This window comes from Bradyrhizobium sp. NBAIM03 (assembly GCF_020194055.1).
Classification (GTDB): Bacteria; Pseudomonadota; Alphaproteobacteria; order Rhizobiales; family Xanthobacteraceae; genus Bradyrhizobium; species Bradyrhizobium yuanmingense.
Map to the genome: position 1 here is coordinate 253,572 of NZ_JADYVS010000004.1, position 13,893 is coordinate 267,464.

Consider the following 13,893-nt stretch of genomic DNA (forward strand, 5'->3'; position numbering starts at 1 on the left):
GAAACGCCCTGTGCAGCGCAGAGCTGTGCAGCAGCTCCCCAGCCGGGCCGGGTCCGTGGGTGATTTCAGGCTGGGCGGAAGATCTGGCTGGGGCGGGAGGGATCGAACCTCCGAATGGCGGAATCAAAATCCGCTGCCTTACCGCTTGGCTACGCCCCAACAGACGACGAACGGAACGGGCAGAACCGGCACCCGCAGATTCCCGTCGGTCGCAGCCGGTCTATAGGGAGCGGCGCGGCATTTCAACCGCCTGGAGGGGCAAAAAGGGCCCGGCGGCCGACACTCTATTCTGGGCTCCGACGGCCCTGCCCGTTCCGGCCAGCCCATCCGGCGTCCCGGCAGTTGAGACCGCTCCCGTTTCATGGGAATACGGCGCCAATATTTGTTCTCGGGGAGTGAGCCATGACCTACCGCGCGCCGATTTCTGACATGCTGCTGTCGCTCAACCATGGCGCGGGCCTCAAGGCCGCCCTGGAGGCCGGCCATTACGGCGATTTCGACGCCGACATTGCCGCGGCCGTGCTGGAGGAAGCCGGCAAGTTCGCATCCGACGTGCTGGCGCCGCTCAACAAGGTCGGCGACGAGCACGGCATCAAGCTCGAGGGCGCCAAGGTCACGACCGCGCCGGGCTGGCCTGACGCCTACAAGCGCTGGACCGAGGGCGGCTGGAATGCGGTGTCCGGCCCGGAAGATTTCGGCGGCCAGGGCCTGCCGCTCGCCATCAACGCCGCCTGCACCGAGATCTGGAGCGCGGCCAACGTCGCCTTCGGCCTTTGCCCGCTGCTGACGGCGTCGGCGATCGAGGCGCTGGACGCCCACGGCAGCGACGAGCTGAAGCAGATCTATCTCAAAAAGCTCGTCTCCGGCGAATGGACCGGGACGATGCAGCTGACCGAGCCGCAGGCCGGCTCCGACGTCGGCGCGCTGCGCACCCGCGCCGAAAAGCAGGCGGACGGCACCTATCGCATCAAGGGGACGAAGATCTTCATCACGTATGGCGAGCACGACATGACCGACAACATCGTGCATTTCGTGCTCGCGCGTCTGCCCGATGCACCCGCCGGCACCAAGGGGATCTCGCTGTTCCTGGTGCCGAAGTTCATGGTCAACGCGGACGGCTCGCTGGGGCCGCGCAACGACATCTATGCGAGCGGCGTCGAGCACAAGCTCGGCATGCATGCCTCGCCGACGTGCACCATGACCATGGGCGATCATGGCGGCGCCATCGGCTATCTGATCGGCGAAGAGAACCAGGGCATGCGCTGCATGTTCACGATGATGAACCAGGCCCGCCTCGGCGTCGGCCTGGAGGGCGTCGGCGTTGCCGACCGGGCCTACCAGCAGGCCCTGTCGTATGCGCAGGAGCGCCGCCAAGGCCGCGCGGTAGGCAAGAAAGGCGACGGCTCGGATGCGATCTTCGTGCATCCCGACGTCAAGCGCATGCTGATGCGGATGCGGGCCCAGACCGCGGCCGCCCGCACCATCTGCTATGCGACGGCTGTCGCGATCGACGTCTCGACCCGCGCCAAGGATCCGACGGTGCGCGCTGAAGCCGCCGCACGCGCGGCGTTGCTGACGCCGATGGCCAAGGCCTATTCCACCGATATCGGCAACGAGGTCGCCTATCTCGGCGTGCAGGTGCATGGCGGCATGGGCTTCATCGAGGAGACCGGCGCGGCCCAGCACTACCGCGATGCCCGCATCACCGCGATCTACGAGGGCACCAACGGCATCCAGGCGATCGATCTCGTCACGCGCAAGTTAGCTGCCAATGGCGGCGCGTCGGTGTGGGCGCTGCTCGACGAGCTCTCGGCGACCGTCAAGCAGGTGGAGGCCTCCAACGATCCCGCCTTCGGCACCACCGGCACCAAGCTGCGCGAGGCGCTGGAGGCGCTCACGCGCACCAGCAAATGGCTGCTGGAGCGCGTTGCCTCCGCGCCGAACGACGCGCTTGCGGGGGCGACGCCCTATCTGCAGCAATTCGGCTCCACGCTCGGCGGCTGCCTGCTCGCCTCCGAGGCGCTCGCCGCCAAGGCCGAAGGCCTTGGCGACGCGCCACGCTACGTCGCGCTGGCGCGCTTCTTCGCCGAGAACATCGCGGTGCAGGCGGGCGCGCTCGAGCGCACCGTGACCGAGAGCGCGGAATCGGTCGCAGCGGCGGATGCGGCGCTGCTGGGGTAAGGTGAGCGCCGCAAACGCGACATCGTAGCCCGGATGGAGCGTAGCGAAATCCGGGAAAGTCTCACCGCGGATACAGCGGTCCCGGATTGCGCTGCGCTCCATCCGGGCTACAAAGCTGCGACCTGAGCCCTTCTCCCCGGCCGCCACAGCACCACGCCCGCCGCGGCGAGATCGAGCACCACGCAGATCGCAAACGCCGTCGTGTAATTGCCCGTAACGCTCCGCACGAGACCGACGACACCGGGGCCGAAGGCGCTGACGATGCCGCTGATCGAGGTGCCCAAGCCCACCGCGGTCGCGAAGGCCGAAGCACCGATCTCGCGCTGGATGATCAAGGGCGGGAACGTGATCATGTTCCCCATCGAGAAGCCGTAGACGGCGCAGCAGGCCAGCAGCACGGTCGGGCTCGTGCTTTGCAGAGCCACGAACAGCGCAGCCGCCTGGCTCGTCATCGAAACCGCACAGGCGAGCCGGGCATCGAGCCGGTCGACGAACAGGCCGAGCGAGAGGCGCCCGACGATCGCCATCGCCGCCATGATCGTGACGGCAAGCCCTGCGGCGGAGCGGCCGATCAGCGGCTCGAGAAACGTCACCTGGTGGACGATGAAACCCATCTGCGCCAGCAGCGCGAGCGCGATCGGCAGCACCATGGTCCAGAACGCCGCGTTGGCGAGCACCGCCTTGCGCGAGCGAACCGGCGCTGAGGAGCCGGAGGAACGTCCGCCGGCTGCAGGCGACATCCCTGCGGGCCATCCGATGAAGGTCACGACCGCCGGCAGCACCAGCACCATCATCGCGAGGGTCGCCGTCAGCATCGCAGACCGGAAGCCGATGCTGCCGGTCAGCGATAGCAACAGCGGAACGAGAATGATGCCGCCGCAAGTCGCGCCGTTGAAGGCAAGGCTGAGCGCGAGGCCGCGCCGCTGCTCGAACCAGGAATTCAGCACGGTCGCGATCACCACCGTGCCCATGCCGGTCCAGCCAACCGACATCAGCGCATAGGCGAGATAGAGCTGCCAGGGCGTCTGCACCAGCGCCAGCAGCACAGTCGAAGCGCCGAGCGCCGACAGGCCGCACAGGATCAGCGCGCGCAGCCCGATGCGCTCGAGCAGGTCATCGGTGAAGATGACGAGCACGGAGGTCAGGAGAAACGAGAAGGTGCTGGCCGCGGAGATCAGCGTGCCCGGCCAGCCGTGAGCGCGCTGCAACTCGGCGAGATAGACGCCTTGGCCGTAGAGGCCGAAGCCGAACATGAAGAAGGCCATCAGGAAGCACGCCAGCACGACCCGCCAGCCGCGATAATACGGTGAGGATTCGTCGATCCGGGGGGCGGCAATCATGAATCTGACGGTCTGTCTGAAGGGAACGGGGCCGGATCGTGCCCCACAACCAGCGGTTTTTCAAATGAAACATTGTAGCTAATTGTTGCGGCACGTAGCGGACCTGGCATTCATCGAGCGGCATGGCTCGTGCGATGATGGGCTGCGCGTGCCCCAAAAATGACGACAACAACCTTCGTGAAATCTTCGCGCCGAACGAATAGTCTAACTCCATGCGACATCTTCTCCGCCTGGCTTGCTTCGTCCTCGCTCTCACCGGCACCCTCCCCGCTGCGGCCCAGAGCGCAGCCCCCGTCGAGCTGCGCATTCTCGCGATCAACGATTTCCATGGCCATCTGCGGCCGCCGCCGGGCGGCATCCGCATCAACGACCCCGAGGACAAGTCCAAGAAGGTGACGGTGGCGGCCGGCGGCGCCGAGTACATGGCGACGCTGCTGAAGCAGCTGCGCGAAGGACACAAGAACGCCATCTTCGTCGCCGCAGGCGACCTGATCGGCGCGAGCCCGTTTCTGTCGGCGATGTTTCACGACGAGCCCTCGATCGAGGCGCTCTCGATGATGGGCCTTGCGATCAGCTCGGTCGGCAATCACGAATTCGACGAGGGCAACACCGAGCTTCTGCGCATGCAGAACGGCGGCTGTCATCCCGTCGACGGCTGCCAGGGGCCGCATCCCTTCACGGGCGCCAAATTCCGTTATCTCGCGGCCTCCACCGTCGAGACCGCGACCGGCAAGAGCGTGCTGCCGCCCTACGAGATCAGGGAGTTCGACGGCATCCCCGTCGGCTTCATCGGCCTGACGTTGAAGGAGACCGCCGGCATCGTCTCGCCAGCGGGCATCGCCGGGCTCGAATTCCGCGACGAGGCCGAGACGGTGAACGCGCTGGTGCCGCAGCTGAAGGCGCGCGGCGTCGAAGCGATCGTGGTGCTGATCCACCAGGGCGGCGAGCCCGCCGGCGACTACAATGAATGCCCTGCCATCACCGGGCCGATCGTCGACATCGTCAGGAGATTCGACCGTGCCGTCGACGTCGTCGTCAGCGGCCACACCCACCGCGCCTACATCTGCAATATCGACGGGCGGCTCGTCACTAGCGGCGACAAATACGGCACACTCGTCACCGCGATCGACCTCAAGCTCGATCCTGTGACTCGCGATATCGTCGCCGCCAAGGCCGAGAACGTCATCGTCGCCAATGCTTCGCTGGCCAGGGATCCCGAGCAGACCGCGTTGATCGACGCCTACGACAAGCTCTCCGCGCCGATCGCCAACCGGCCCGCCGGCTCGGTGACGCAGACATTGTCGCGCGTGCCGAACGAGGCCGGCGAAAGCGCGCTCGGCGATATCATCGCCGACGCGCAATTGCTCGCAACGCGCGATGCGAAGGATGGCAGCGCTGTCATCGCGCTCACCAATCCCGGCGGCATCCGCACCGACATCGTTCCAAAGGAGAACGGCGCGATCACGTTCGGCGACGTCTTCGCCAGCCAGCCGTTCCGCAACCGCCTCGTCACCATGACCCTGACGGGCAGCCAGCTCAAGGACTTGCTCGAGCAGCAATGGCTGGACCCGAAGCGGCCGCGGATTCTCCAGGTGTCGAACGGCTTCAGCTATACCTGGGATGCTTCAAAACCGTTCGGCGAGCGCGTCAGCCTGGAGAAGATGACACTCAACGGCAGGCCGATCGAGCCAGGAAGCGGCTACCGCGTCACGCTCAACGATTACCTCGCCGTCGGCGGAGACGGGTTTACCGTCGCCAAGCAGGGCACCGCGCCACAATACGGCGGTTACGATGCGGACGCGCTGTTCGCGTTCTTCCGGGCGCACGGGCCGGTCGGTCCGCTGCCGCCCAGGCGCATCCTGCGGGTGAATTGATCCGGATCAAGCGGGCAGCCCTTTGCCATTCCCGGCCAAGCGCTTAGATTGGATTTTGCATTGCGTTTTGGCGCCGGATGCGCCAACGACGGCAAAAGCCCGTTTTCCGTGAGGCCGACCTGATGAGCACGCTTCTCCTTTCCCACAAGGCCTGCCTCGACCATGTCACGCCGCCGGGACACCCTGAGAGGCCGGATCGCCTGCGCGCGGTGGAGGAAGCGTTGTCGCATGAGCGCTTCCAGTTCCTGGCCCGCGAGGAGGCGCCTGAGGGCGATCTCGATCTCGTCACGCTCTGCCACAACGAGCATTACGTCACCGAGCTGCGCCACATCGCGCCCACCAGCGGTCAGGTCTACATCGACGGCGACACCTCGATGTCCCCCGGCACGTGGGAGGCGGTGATGCGCGGCGTCGGCGGCGCGGTTGCGGCGACCGAAGCGGTGATGGCCGGCGAGCATCGCAACGCCTTCGTCGCGGTCCGCCCGCCCGGACATCACGCCGAGATCGGCAAGCCGATGGGCTTCTGCTTCTTCGACAACGTCGCGATCGCCGCGCGCCACGCCCAGCGCAAATACGGCATCAAGCGCGCGGCCATCGTCGACTTCGACGTGCATCACGGCAACGGCACGCAGGACATCTTCTGGTCGGACCCGACCGTGATGTACTGCTCGACGCACCAGATGCCGCTGTTTCCGGGCACCGGCGCCAAAAGCGAGCGCGGCGATCACGACACCATCGTCAATGCGCCGCTCGCCTCCGAGGACGGCGGCCCGGAATTCCGCGTCGCGTTCGAGAATCTGATCCTGCCGCAGCTCGAGAAATTCAGCCCGGAGCTCTTGATCATCTCGGCCGGCTTCGACGCGCATTATCGCGATCCCCTGGCTTCGCTCAACCTGCGCGCGGAGGACTATGCCTGGGTGACGCGCAAGCTGATGGACCTCGCCGACAAGACCGCCGGCGGCCGCGTTGTTTCGGTGCTCGAGGGCGGCTATGACCTGCAGGGACTGAAAGAATCTGTTACGGCGCATGTCGGCGCCCTGATGGGCGCTTGACCCACCCGCCACATTACGCCCGTAAAACTCTGCTTTCTCAAAGGTGAAGCGAATCGGGCAATCGGAAACGGATATGGCCGAAAACACTCAAGTCGACGTCTCCAGGCTCACCTTCGAGCGCGCGATCGAGGAACTCGAAACGATCGTGAAGCGGCTCGAGGACGGCAAGGTGCCGCTCGAGGAATCCGTGACGATCTACGAGCGCGGCGAGGCCCTGAAGCGGCGCTGCGAGGAATTGTTGCGCCAGGCCGAGGCGCGCGTCGACAAGATCACCACCGATGCCAGCGGCCAGGCCACCGGCACGGCCCCGCTCGACGTCCAGTAATAAGAGTGCTCTCCCGCTCAGTCTTTTGCCCCCGCAGGGCGGCGCAAGACCGCGACGCAGGTCCGCGTAGAATGTGTTCGCGGTAAGCGTGGCCGCTGCGTCCTTATCGCAGTGCGCAGCTCCCGGCCGGCATGCGATTCCCTGGCGGTGGATACGCCCCTGCCTTCGAATCGGGTCGTTGAGAGCTAGAAAAGCCCATACTCGGGCCAAAAAGCCTGCCAAGAACCGAGCAAGGCCGGAACCCCTTACCCCGCACCGAGGTTAACCACTTCTGGTCCGCGAGTTGCACCTGCATACCCCTAATCGGCCCAGCGGGTTGGCTTTGGCCTAAGCTTTGGTGTAAAGCTGCGCGGAGTGTGGCTTTTTGTAAGCCTTGCGTGGGCACCGATTACCGACGACAAGCGCTTCAAACTGCTAATGAAATTGGCTTGGGACGGACGAAGCCGATCTAAGTGACAGGGATCACAGAGACTGAACCGGAGCACACTTAAGCTTACCTAAGCTTGAAGGCGGGGCCTTGCCCCGTGCAGGTGGCTCCGACGGTTATAGGACTCGCGCTGCGCCGATATTGTGCAAACCCATCGCGCACCGGAATGACCTTCCGGTGCTGACAAATTGGAAATCGCCGTGAACGCATACAGTAAGACGCCGCTTCTCGACACCATCCGGACGCCGGAAGATCTGCGCAAGCTCAAGGTCGAGCAGGTTCGCCAGGTTGCCGACGAGCTGCGGCAGGAGACCATCGATGCCGTCTCGGTGACCGGCGGTCACTTCGGCGCGGGCCTCGGCGTGGTCGAACTCACCACCGCGATCCATTACGTCTTCGATACGCCGCGCGACCGGCTGATCTGGGACGTCGGCCACCAGGCCTATCCGCACAAGATCCTCACCGGCCGGCGCGACCGCATCCGCACGCTGCGCACCGGCGGCGGCCTGTCCGGCTTCACCAAGCGCAGCGAGAGCGACTACGATCCGTTCGGCGCGGCGCATTCCTCGACCTCGATCTCCGCCGGCCTCGGCATGGCCGTGGCGCGCGACCTCTCCGGCGGCAAGAACAACGTTATCGCCGTGATCGGTGACGGCGCGATGTCGGCCGGCATGGCCTATGAGGCCATGAACAATGCGGGGGCGATGAACTCGCGCCTGATCGTCATTCTCAACGACAACGACATGTCGATCGCGCCGCCGGTCGGCGCCATGAGCGCTTATCTGTCGCGCCTCTATTCCGGCAAGACCTATCGCACGCTGCGCGATGCGGCCAAGCAGATCAACAAGCGCCTGCCCAAGATCCTCGCCAACCGCGCCAATCGCGTCGAGGAATATTCCCGCGGCTTCATGATGGACGGCGGCACGCTGTTCGAGGAGCTCGGCTTCTACTATGTCGGCCCGATCGACGGCCACAACCTCGACCATCTCCTGCCCGTGCTGAAGAACGTCCGCGACATGGAGACCGGTCCGATCCTGGTCCACGTCGTGACGCAGAAGGGCAAGGGCTACGGCCCGGCGGAAGCCTCCGCCGACAAGTATCACGCCGTCGTCAAGTTCGACGTCGCGACCGGCACGCAGGCCAAGGCCAAGCCGAACGCGCCGGCTTATCAGAACGTGTTCGGCCAGAGCCTCGTCAAGGAAGCCCAGAAGGACGACAAGATCGTCGCCATCACCGCGGCGATGCCCTCGGGCACCGGCGTCGACATCTTCAACAAGGCCTTCCCCGACCGCACCTTCGACGTCGGCATCGCCGAGCAGCACGCGGTGACCTTTGCCGCGGGCCTTGCGACCGAAGGCTACAAGCCGTTCTGCGCGATCTACTCGACCTTCCTGCAGCGCGGCTACGACCAGATCGTCCACGACGTCGCGATCCAGAGCCTGCCCGTCCGCTTCGCCATCGATCGCGCCGGCCTCGTCGGCGCCGACGGTGCGACCCATGCCGGCTCGTTCGACAACGCCTATCTCGGCTGCCTGCCCAACATGGTGATCATGGCGGCGGCGGATGAAGCCGAGCTGGTGCACATGGTGGCGACCCAGGTTGCGATCGACGACCGTCCGAGCTCGCTGCGCTATCCGCGCGGCGAAGGCCGCGGCATCGAGATGCCCGAGGTCGGCATTCCGCTCGAGATCGGCAAGGGTCGCATGATCCGCCAGGGCAGCAAGATCGCCCTGCTCTCCTTCGGCACCCGCCTCGCCGAATGCGAGAAGGCGGCCGACGAGCTCGCCGCCCACGGCCTGTCGACCACGATCGCCGATGCGCGCTTCATGAAGCCGCTCGACACCGAGCTGGTGCTCAAGCTCGCGCGCGACCACGAGATCCTGATCACGATCGAGGAAGGCTCGATCGGCGGTTTCGGCTCGCATGTCGCGCAGTTCCTGACCGACCAGGGCGTGCTCGACAGCGGCATGGTCAAGTTCCGCTCGATGGTGCTGCCCGACGTGTTCCAGGATCACGACACCCCGGCCGCCATGTACGCCCGCGCCGGCCTCGACGCCAAGGGCATCGTCGCCAAGGTGTTCGAGGCGCTCGGCAAGGATGTGAAGACCGAGACGGTCAAGCTGGCTTGAGCTGGTTCACCTCTCCCGCTTGCGGGAGAGGTCGGTTCGCGAAGCGATCCGGGTGAGGGCTTTCGCCTCTTGGGGGTTCTCACTTGCGGAGACACCCTCTCCCCAACCCTCCCCCGCAGGCGGGGGAGGGAGCATAGCTCGCACCGTGGCATGCACCTCGATTCAAAATTCTTCGGCTTCACTCCATGAAAATCTATCTGGCAGGCCCCGACGTGTTCCTGCCGGATGCCGTCGAGATCGGCCGGCGCAAGGTCGAAATCTGCGCCGCGCACGGGCTTACCGGGCTCTACCCCCTCGACAACGCGATCGACCTCACCGCGCGCGACGCTTCGCGGCAGATTTTCTGCGGCAACGAGGCGATGATGGACGCGGCCGATGCCATCATCGCCAACCTCACGCCGTTCCGCGGCGCCGGCGCCGATCCCGGCACCGTCTACGAGCTCGGCTACATGGCCGGCCGCCGCAAATTCTGCCTGGCTTATTCCAACGATGGCGCCGCCTATGCCGACCGCCTCAGTCGCTTCATGGAGGTCACCTCCGAGAACGGGCGGCTGGTCGATGCCCAAGGGCTGACGGTCGAAGATTTCGGCCTCGTCGACAACCTCATGATGATCCATGCGCTGGAGCTGCACGGCTGCCCGCTGGTGACGCCGGCCACTATGCCGACCGACGTCTGGCACGATCTCACCGCGTTCGAGACTTGCGTCCGGATGGCGGCCGCGCGATTGATCGCTACATAAGCTTTTTAGTCGTCCGTCGGAGATCCGATGCCCCCTGCCCGCAAGCGCGCGGATGTATTGCTGGTCGAGCGCGGCCTGTTCGAGAGCCGGGCGCGGGCCCGCGCGGCGATCGAGGCCGGCCTCGTCACGGCCGACGACAAGCAAATCGCAAAGCCGTCGGAGACGATTGCCGAGGACGCGGTGATCCAGGCCGAGCCGGCGCACCCTTACGTCTCCCGCGGCGGCGTCAAGCTCGCCGGGGCTCTGGAGCGGTACCCGATCGAGATCGAGGACCATGTCTGCCTCGACGTCGGCGCCTCAACCGGCGGCTTCAGCGAGGTGCTGCTGGCGAACGGCGCGAGCCTGGTGTTCGCCATCGATGTCGGCACAAGCCAGCTGCATCCCTCGCTGCGCGATCATCCCAAGATCGTGTCGATGGAGGAGACCGACATCCGCAGCTATGAGGGCAAGCGCCTGCCGGCGCGGCCCGATGTCGTCGTCATCGACGTCAGCTTCATCTCGCTGAAATCAGTGCTGCCGGTAGCTCTGTCGCTGGCAGCCGCACCGATGAGCCTGCTGGCGCTGATCAAGCCGCAATTCGAGGCTGACAGGAAGCACAACAAGAAGGGCATCATCCGCGATGCCGCCGTGCACCGGGAGATCTGCGACGACATCGCAGCCTTCGCGGCTTCGCTCGGCTGCACCGAGATCGACATATTCCCCTCGCCGATCACGGGCGGCGACGGCAACATCGAATTCTTCCTGGGCGCGCGCCGTGGTTGAGCGCATCACGATCGATCATGTCGGCCATCGCGGCGACGGCGTCTGCCTCGACGCCGGCGAAGCAATCTATGTGCCCTATACGCTCGGCGGCGAGACCGTCGAGGTCGATCACGTCGTGGGCCATCATCCCGACCGCCGCAAGCTGCTGGCGGTGGAGGTCGCAAGCCCGGAACGCGTCGAAGCATTCTGTCCGCATTTCGGCGTGTGTGGCGGCTGCGCGATCCAGCATTGGGCGAACGAGCCGTATCGGGCCTGGAAGCGCAACATGGTGATCGAAACGCTGGCGCAGGCCGGCATCGATTGCGAGGTGGCGCCGCTGGTCGACGCCCACGGCGCCGGGCGTCGACGCATCACGCTGCACGGCCGGTTCGGCACGCACGACATCCTCAAGGTCGGCTTTTCGGCTGCGAGCTCGCACGACGTCATCCCGATCCATCGTTGTCCGATCCTCGATCCCGCGCTCGAGGGCGCACTCGATGCCGCCTGGGCACTCGCCGAGCCGCTGACGTCCAAGATGCCGGTGACCAAGCCATTGGACATCCAGGTCACCGCGACCGCCAACGGGCTCGATGTCGACGTGCGCGGCTCGGGCCCGCTGCCGACGGCGCTGGTCACGGCGCTGTCGCGCGTCGCCGAGCAGCACCGCCTGGCGCGGCTGACCCGGCATGGCGAGCTGGTGCTGCAACGCCTGCCGCCGACGGTGAGGATGGGCCGCGCCGAGGTGACGCTGCCGCCGGGCTCGTTCCTGCAGGCGACGGTGGCGGGCGAAGAGACGCTTGCGGCACTCGTCGCAGAGCGCATCGGCAAGGCCAAGGAGGTGCTCGACCTCTTCTGCGGCGTCGGTCCGTTTGCGCTCAGGCTCGCGGAGAAGGCGCGCGTTGCAGCCTATGACAGCGACGCCGGCGCCATCGCGGCGCTGGCGAAAGCTGCGCGAACACCTGGCCTGAAGCCGATCAAGTGCGAGCCCCGCGATCTGTTCCGCCGCCCGCTGGTGCCGCAGGAGCTGCGGGACTTCGACGCCGTGGTATTCGACCCGCCGCGCCAGGGCGCGCAGGCGCAGGCGCTGAAGCTTGCGGCGAGCAAGGTGCCGGTCGTGATTGCCGTGTCCTGCAACGCCGCGACGTTTGCCCGCGACGCACGGCTCTTGATCGACGGCGGCTATCGGCTGGAGTCCGTGGTACCGGTCGACCAGTTCCGCCACACGCCGCATGTCGAGCTGGTGGCGCGGTTCGTGCGGTAGGCTGCAAACTCGTCGCCGGCAGCCTTGATGTTGGTCAATCGCTCCGCCCTCGGCCGGCGCTAAGAATGCCCCGCGCAATCGAAGCGGAGCGGACAGGGGTGGCCAACCGGCGACAATTCATCACGACCGCGCTCGGGCTTTCTGCGGCAGCGATCGGCAGCCCTTCCGCCGCGCTGGCGGCGATGACCTATGATGAGGCCATCAACGCGTCACGGGCTCCGCTGCGAGCAGGCCTAAGGGATCGCGAGCTCGTCCGGTTTGCGACGCTTGCGGCCAACAGCCACAACACCCAGCCGTGGATCTTCGCCGTCCGCGGCAATGTCATCACGATTGCGCCTGACGTCGCGCGGCGCTGTCCGGCCGTCGATCCCGACGATCATCATCTCTTCGTCAGTCTCGGCTGTGCCGCCGAAAACCTCATCCTCGCCGCGGCCACGCTGGGCTGGCGCGCCGATCCGGTCGTCGACGGCGATCGCATCGTGATCACGCTCGACGAGGCCGCTCCTGCCGCATCGGCCCTGGCCGATGCAATTCCCGTCAGGCAATGCACCCGCGCGGCCTTCGCCGGCAAGCCTGCCGCGCCCGAGATGCTGCGCCAGCTCGAGAACGCCTGCCGGCAACCCGGCGTCGCTGCGATCCTGATCACCGAGCGTGCCGGGATGGCTGAGGTCGCCGACTATGTGCTCGAAGGCAATTCGGCGCAGATGCGCGACAAGGCCTTCATGCGCGAGCTCGTCGACTGGATCCGCTTCAACGAGGCAGAGGCGGTCGCGACCATGGACGGGTTGTTCGCGCCCGCATCGGGAAATCCTGCGCTGCCGTCCTGGATAGCCCGGCCGCTTCTGAAGCTGTTCTTCACCGAAAGCGGAGAAAACAAGAAATACCGCGAGCAGCTCGACAGCTCGGCCGGTGTCGTCGTGCTTGCTGCCGATCGCAGCGACACCTCGCACTGGATCGCGGTCGGCCGCGCCTGCCAGCGCTTCGGCTTGCAGGCGACCGCACTGGGACTGAAATATTCCTTCGTCAACCAGCCGGTCGAGGTCGCAGCACTGAGGCAGCAATTCGCGACCCGGCTCGGCCTCGGCGAACGACGCCCCGACATCGTGATGCGCTTCGGCACCGGCCCAAGCCTGCCGAAATCGCTGCGGCGTCCACCGGAGCTGGTGATGCGATCTTAGCGTCGCAGGCCGCTCAGCGCCGGCGATTCGCCGGGCAGCATGTTCGATCTGATATCGCTGTCCATGCGGCCCGAATCCTGCTGGGTGTAGCCGACGCCGAACGACAGGCTGAGATTTGAGGTCGGCTTGAATTCGACACCCGCAAACCCGCCATAGCCGGGCGCGGCGGTGGAGGTGAGCGGCGCCAGCGAGCTGCCGATGCCGTTGCCGTATTTCAGCGTGTCGAAGCCGGCGAAAAAGGTGACGGGCATGCCGCCGCCGGTCTTCATCTGATAGCCGAATTGCGTGCTGTCATAAGAAAGCGCGCTGAAATTGCCGAGCGAGCCCGCCTGGTTGAAGCCGCTCAATCCGAGATTGCCGCGTTCGCGACCGATGAAGAAGCCGTTCGCAGAGCTCGTACGCCAATCGGCCTCTCCGGCGTTGAAGCCCGCAAAGTTGCCATAGCTGTCGGAGCTCAGGCCGGCAGCGCCGCCAAGGCCGAAAGGCCCGCCGGGAATCCAATATCGCAGCGGCGCCACTTGCGCGTGAACCGGCGCTCCGTCGAGGCAGAACACGGCGAGAGCTGCAAGAGCGCATGAGCGTGCAAGGTCGAACATTCTGGCTACCGTCTGAAACACTGCAAAACTATACTCCTCGACCATCCTC

General features: G+C 65.9%; 11 protein-coding genes and 1 tRNA gene. 9 read left to right on the top strand and 3 right to left on the bottom strand.

The features are described from left to right. Positions 1–84: 84 nt before the first annotated feature. Positions 85–159: transfer RNA gene (locus I6F21_RS08050), tRNA-Gln, on the bottom strand. A gap of 243 nt (positions 160–402) precedes the next feature. Here I6F21_RS08050 and I6F21_RS08055 point away from each other — a divergent pair. After that, positions 403–2,181 (top strand): acyl-CoA dehydrogenase, encoded by a 1,779-nt coding sequence (locus tag I6F21_RS08055; protein WP_225139678.1) that lies wholly within the window; start codon positions 403–405, stop codon positions 2,179–2,181. 107 nt (positions 2,182–2,288) lie between these two features. On the opposite strand, the gene I6F21_RS08060 is transcribed toward I6F21_RS08055, so the two are convergent. Further along, positions 2,289–3,521, bottom strand: coding sequence for an MFS transporter (locus I6F21_RS08060; RefSeq protein WP_225183008.1), 1,233 nt, complete (start codon positions 3,519–3,521; stop codon positions 2,289–2,291). A gap of 212 nt (positions 3,522–3,733) precedes the next feature. On the opposite strand from I6F21_RS08060, the gene I6F21_RS08065 reads away from it, so the two are divergent. The 8 genes from I6F21_RS08065 (at position 3,734) to I6F21_RS08100 (ending at position 13,248) form a co-directional block, all read left to right on the top strand. Further along, positions 3,734–5,395 carry a bifunctional metallophosphatase/5'-nucleotidase gene (locus I6F21_RS08065; RefSeq protein WP_225139680.1) on the top strand — a complete coding sequence of 554 codons (1,662 nt, stop codon included), beginning with the start codon at positions 3,734–3,736 and terminating at the stop codon, positions 5,393–5,395. Between the two features lie 122 nt (positions 5,396–5,517). Beyond that, positions 5,518–6,447 (top strand): histone deacetylase family protein, encoded by a 930-nt coding sequence (locus tag I6F21_RS08070; protein WP_036004131.1) that lies wholly within the window; start codon positions 5,518–5,520, stop codon positions 6,445–6,447. 73 nt (positions 6,448–6,520) lie between these two features. Beyond that, positions 6,521–6,772 carry an exodeoxyribonuclease VII small subunit gene (locus I6F21_RS08075; protein WP_008132970.1) on the top strand — a complete coding sequence of 84 codons (252 nt, stop codon included), beginning with the start codon at positions 6,521–6,523 and terminating at the stop codon, positions 6,770–6,772. Positions 6,773–7,399: 627 nt separating this feature from the next. Continuing rightward, on the top strand, positions 7,400–9,328 hold the full coding sequence (dxs, locus tag I6F21_RS08080) for a 1-deoxy-D-xylulose-5-phosphate synthase (protein WP_225112641.1): 1,929 nt from the start codon (positions 7,400–7,402) through the stop codon (positions 9,326–9,328). Positions 9,329–9,513: 185 nt separating this feature from the next. Continuing rightward, positions 9,514–10,068, top strand: a complete 555-nt coding sequence (locus tag I6F21_RS08085; protein ID WP_225136514.1) for a nucleoside 2-deoxyribosyltransferase — start codon at positions 9,514–9,516, stop codon at positions 10,066–10,068. A gap of 27 nt (positions 10,069–10,095) precedes the next feature. Next, complete coding sequence (locus tag I6F21_RS08090) at positions 10,096–10,830, top strand: TlyA family RNA methyltransferase (protein WP_225139681.1); 735 nt, start codon at positions 10,096–10,098, stop codon at positions 10,828–10,830. Beyond that, positions 10,823–12,070 (top strand): methyltransferase, encoded by a 1,248-nt coding sequence (locus I6F21_RS08095; protein ID WP_225139682.1) that lies wholly within the window; start codon positions 10,823–10,825, stop codon positions 12,068–12,070. Before I6F21_RS08090 ends, I6F21_RS08095 begins: the two co-directional genes overlap by 8 nt. A 65-nt stretch (positions 12,071–12,135) precedes the next feature. Further along, the gene (locus I6F21_RS08100) at positions 12,136–13,248 is read left to right on the top strand and encodes a Tat pathway signal protein (protein ID WP_225183009.1); all 1,113 of its coding nucleotides are present in this window, start codon (positions 12,136–12,138) and stop codon (positions 13,246–13,248) included. Here the strand turns inward: I6F21_RS08100 and I6F21_RS08105 are convergent. After that, the gene (locus tag I6F21_RS08105) at positions 13,245–13,844 is read right to left on the bottom strand and encodes a hypothetical protein (RefSeq protein ID WP_225123788.1); all 600 of its coding nucleotides are present in this window, start codon (positions 13,842–13,844) and stop codon (positions 13,245–13,247) included. The genes I6F21_RS08100 and I6F21_RS08105 overlap by 4 nt on opposite strands. Positions 13,845–13,893 lie beyond the last annotated feature (49 nt).

Excerpts from the sequence above, each read along its gene's own strand:
- I6F21_RS08070 (WP_036004131.1), top strand. The coding sequence starts at position 5,518 with ATGAGCACGCTTCTCCTTTCCCACAAGGCCTGCCTCGACCATGTCACG.
- I6F21_RS08100 (WP_225183009.1), top strand. The coding sequence starts at position 12,136 with ATGCCCCGCGCAATCGAAGCGGAGCGGACAGGGGTGGCCAACCGGCGA.
- I6F21_RS08065 (WP_225139680.1), top strand. The coding sequence starts at position 3,734 with ATGCGACATCTTCTCCGCCTGGCTTGCTTCGTCCTCGCTCTCACCGGC.
- I6F21_RS08060 (WP_225183008.1), bottom strand. The coding sequence starts at position 3,521 with ATGATTGCCGCCCCCCGGATCGACGAATCCTCACCGTATTATCGCGGC.
- I6F21_RS08090 (WP_225139681.1), top strand. The coding sequence starts at position 10,096 with ATGCCCCCTGCCCGCAAGCGCGCGGATGTATTGCTGGTCGAGCGCGGC.
- I6F21_RS08085 (WP_225136514.1), top strand. The coding sequence starts at position 9,514 with ATGAAAATCTATCTGGCAGGCCCCGACGTGTTCCTGCCGGATGCCGTC.
- I6F21_RS08055 (WP_225139678.1), top strand. The coding sequence starts at position 403 with ATGACCTACCGCGCGCCGATTTCTGACATGCTGCTGTCGCTCAACCAT.
- I6F21_RS08075 (WP_008132970.1), top strand. The coding sequence starts at position 6,521 with ATGGCCGAAAACACTCAAGTCGACGTCTCCAGGCTCACCTTCGAGCGC.
- I6F21_RS08105 (WP_225123788.1), bottom strand. The coding sequence starts at position 13,844 with ATGTTCGACCTTGCACGCTCATGCGCTCTTGCAGCTCTCGCCGTGTTC.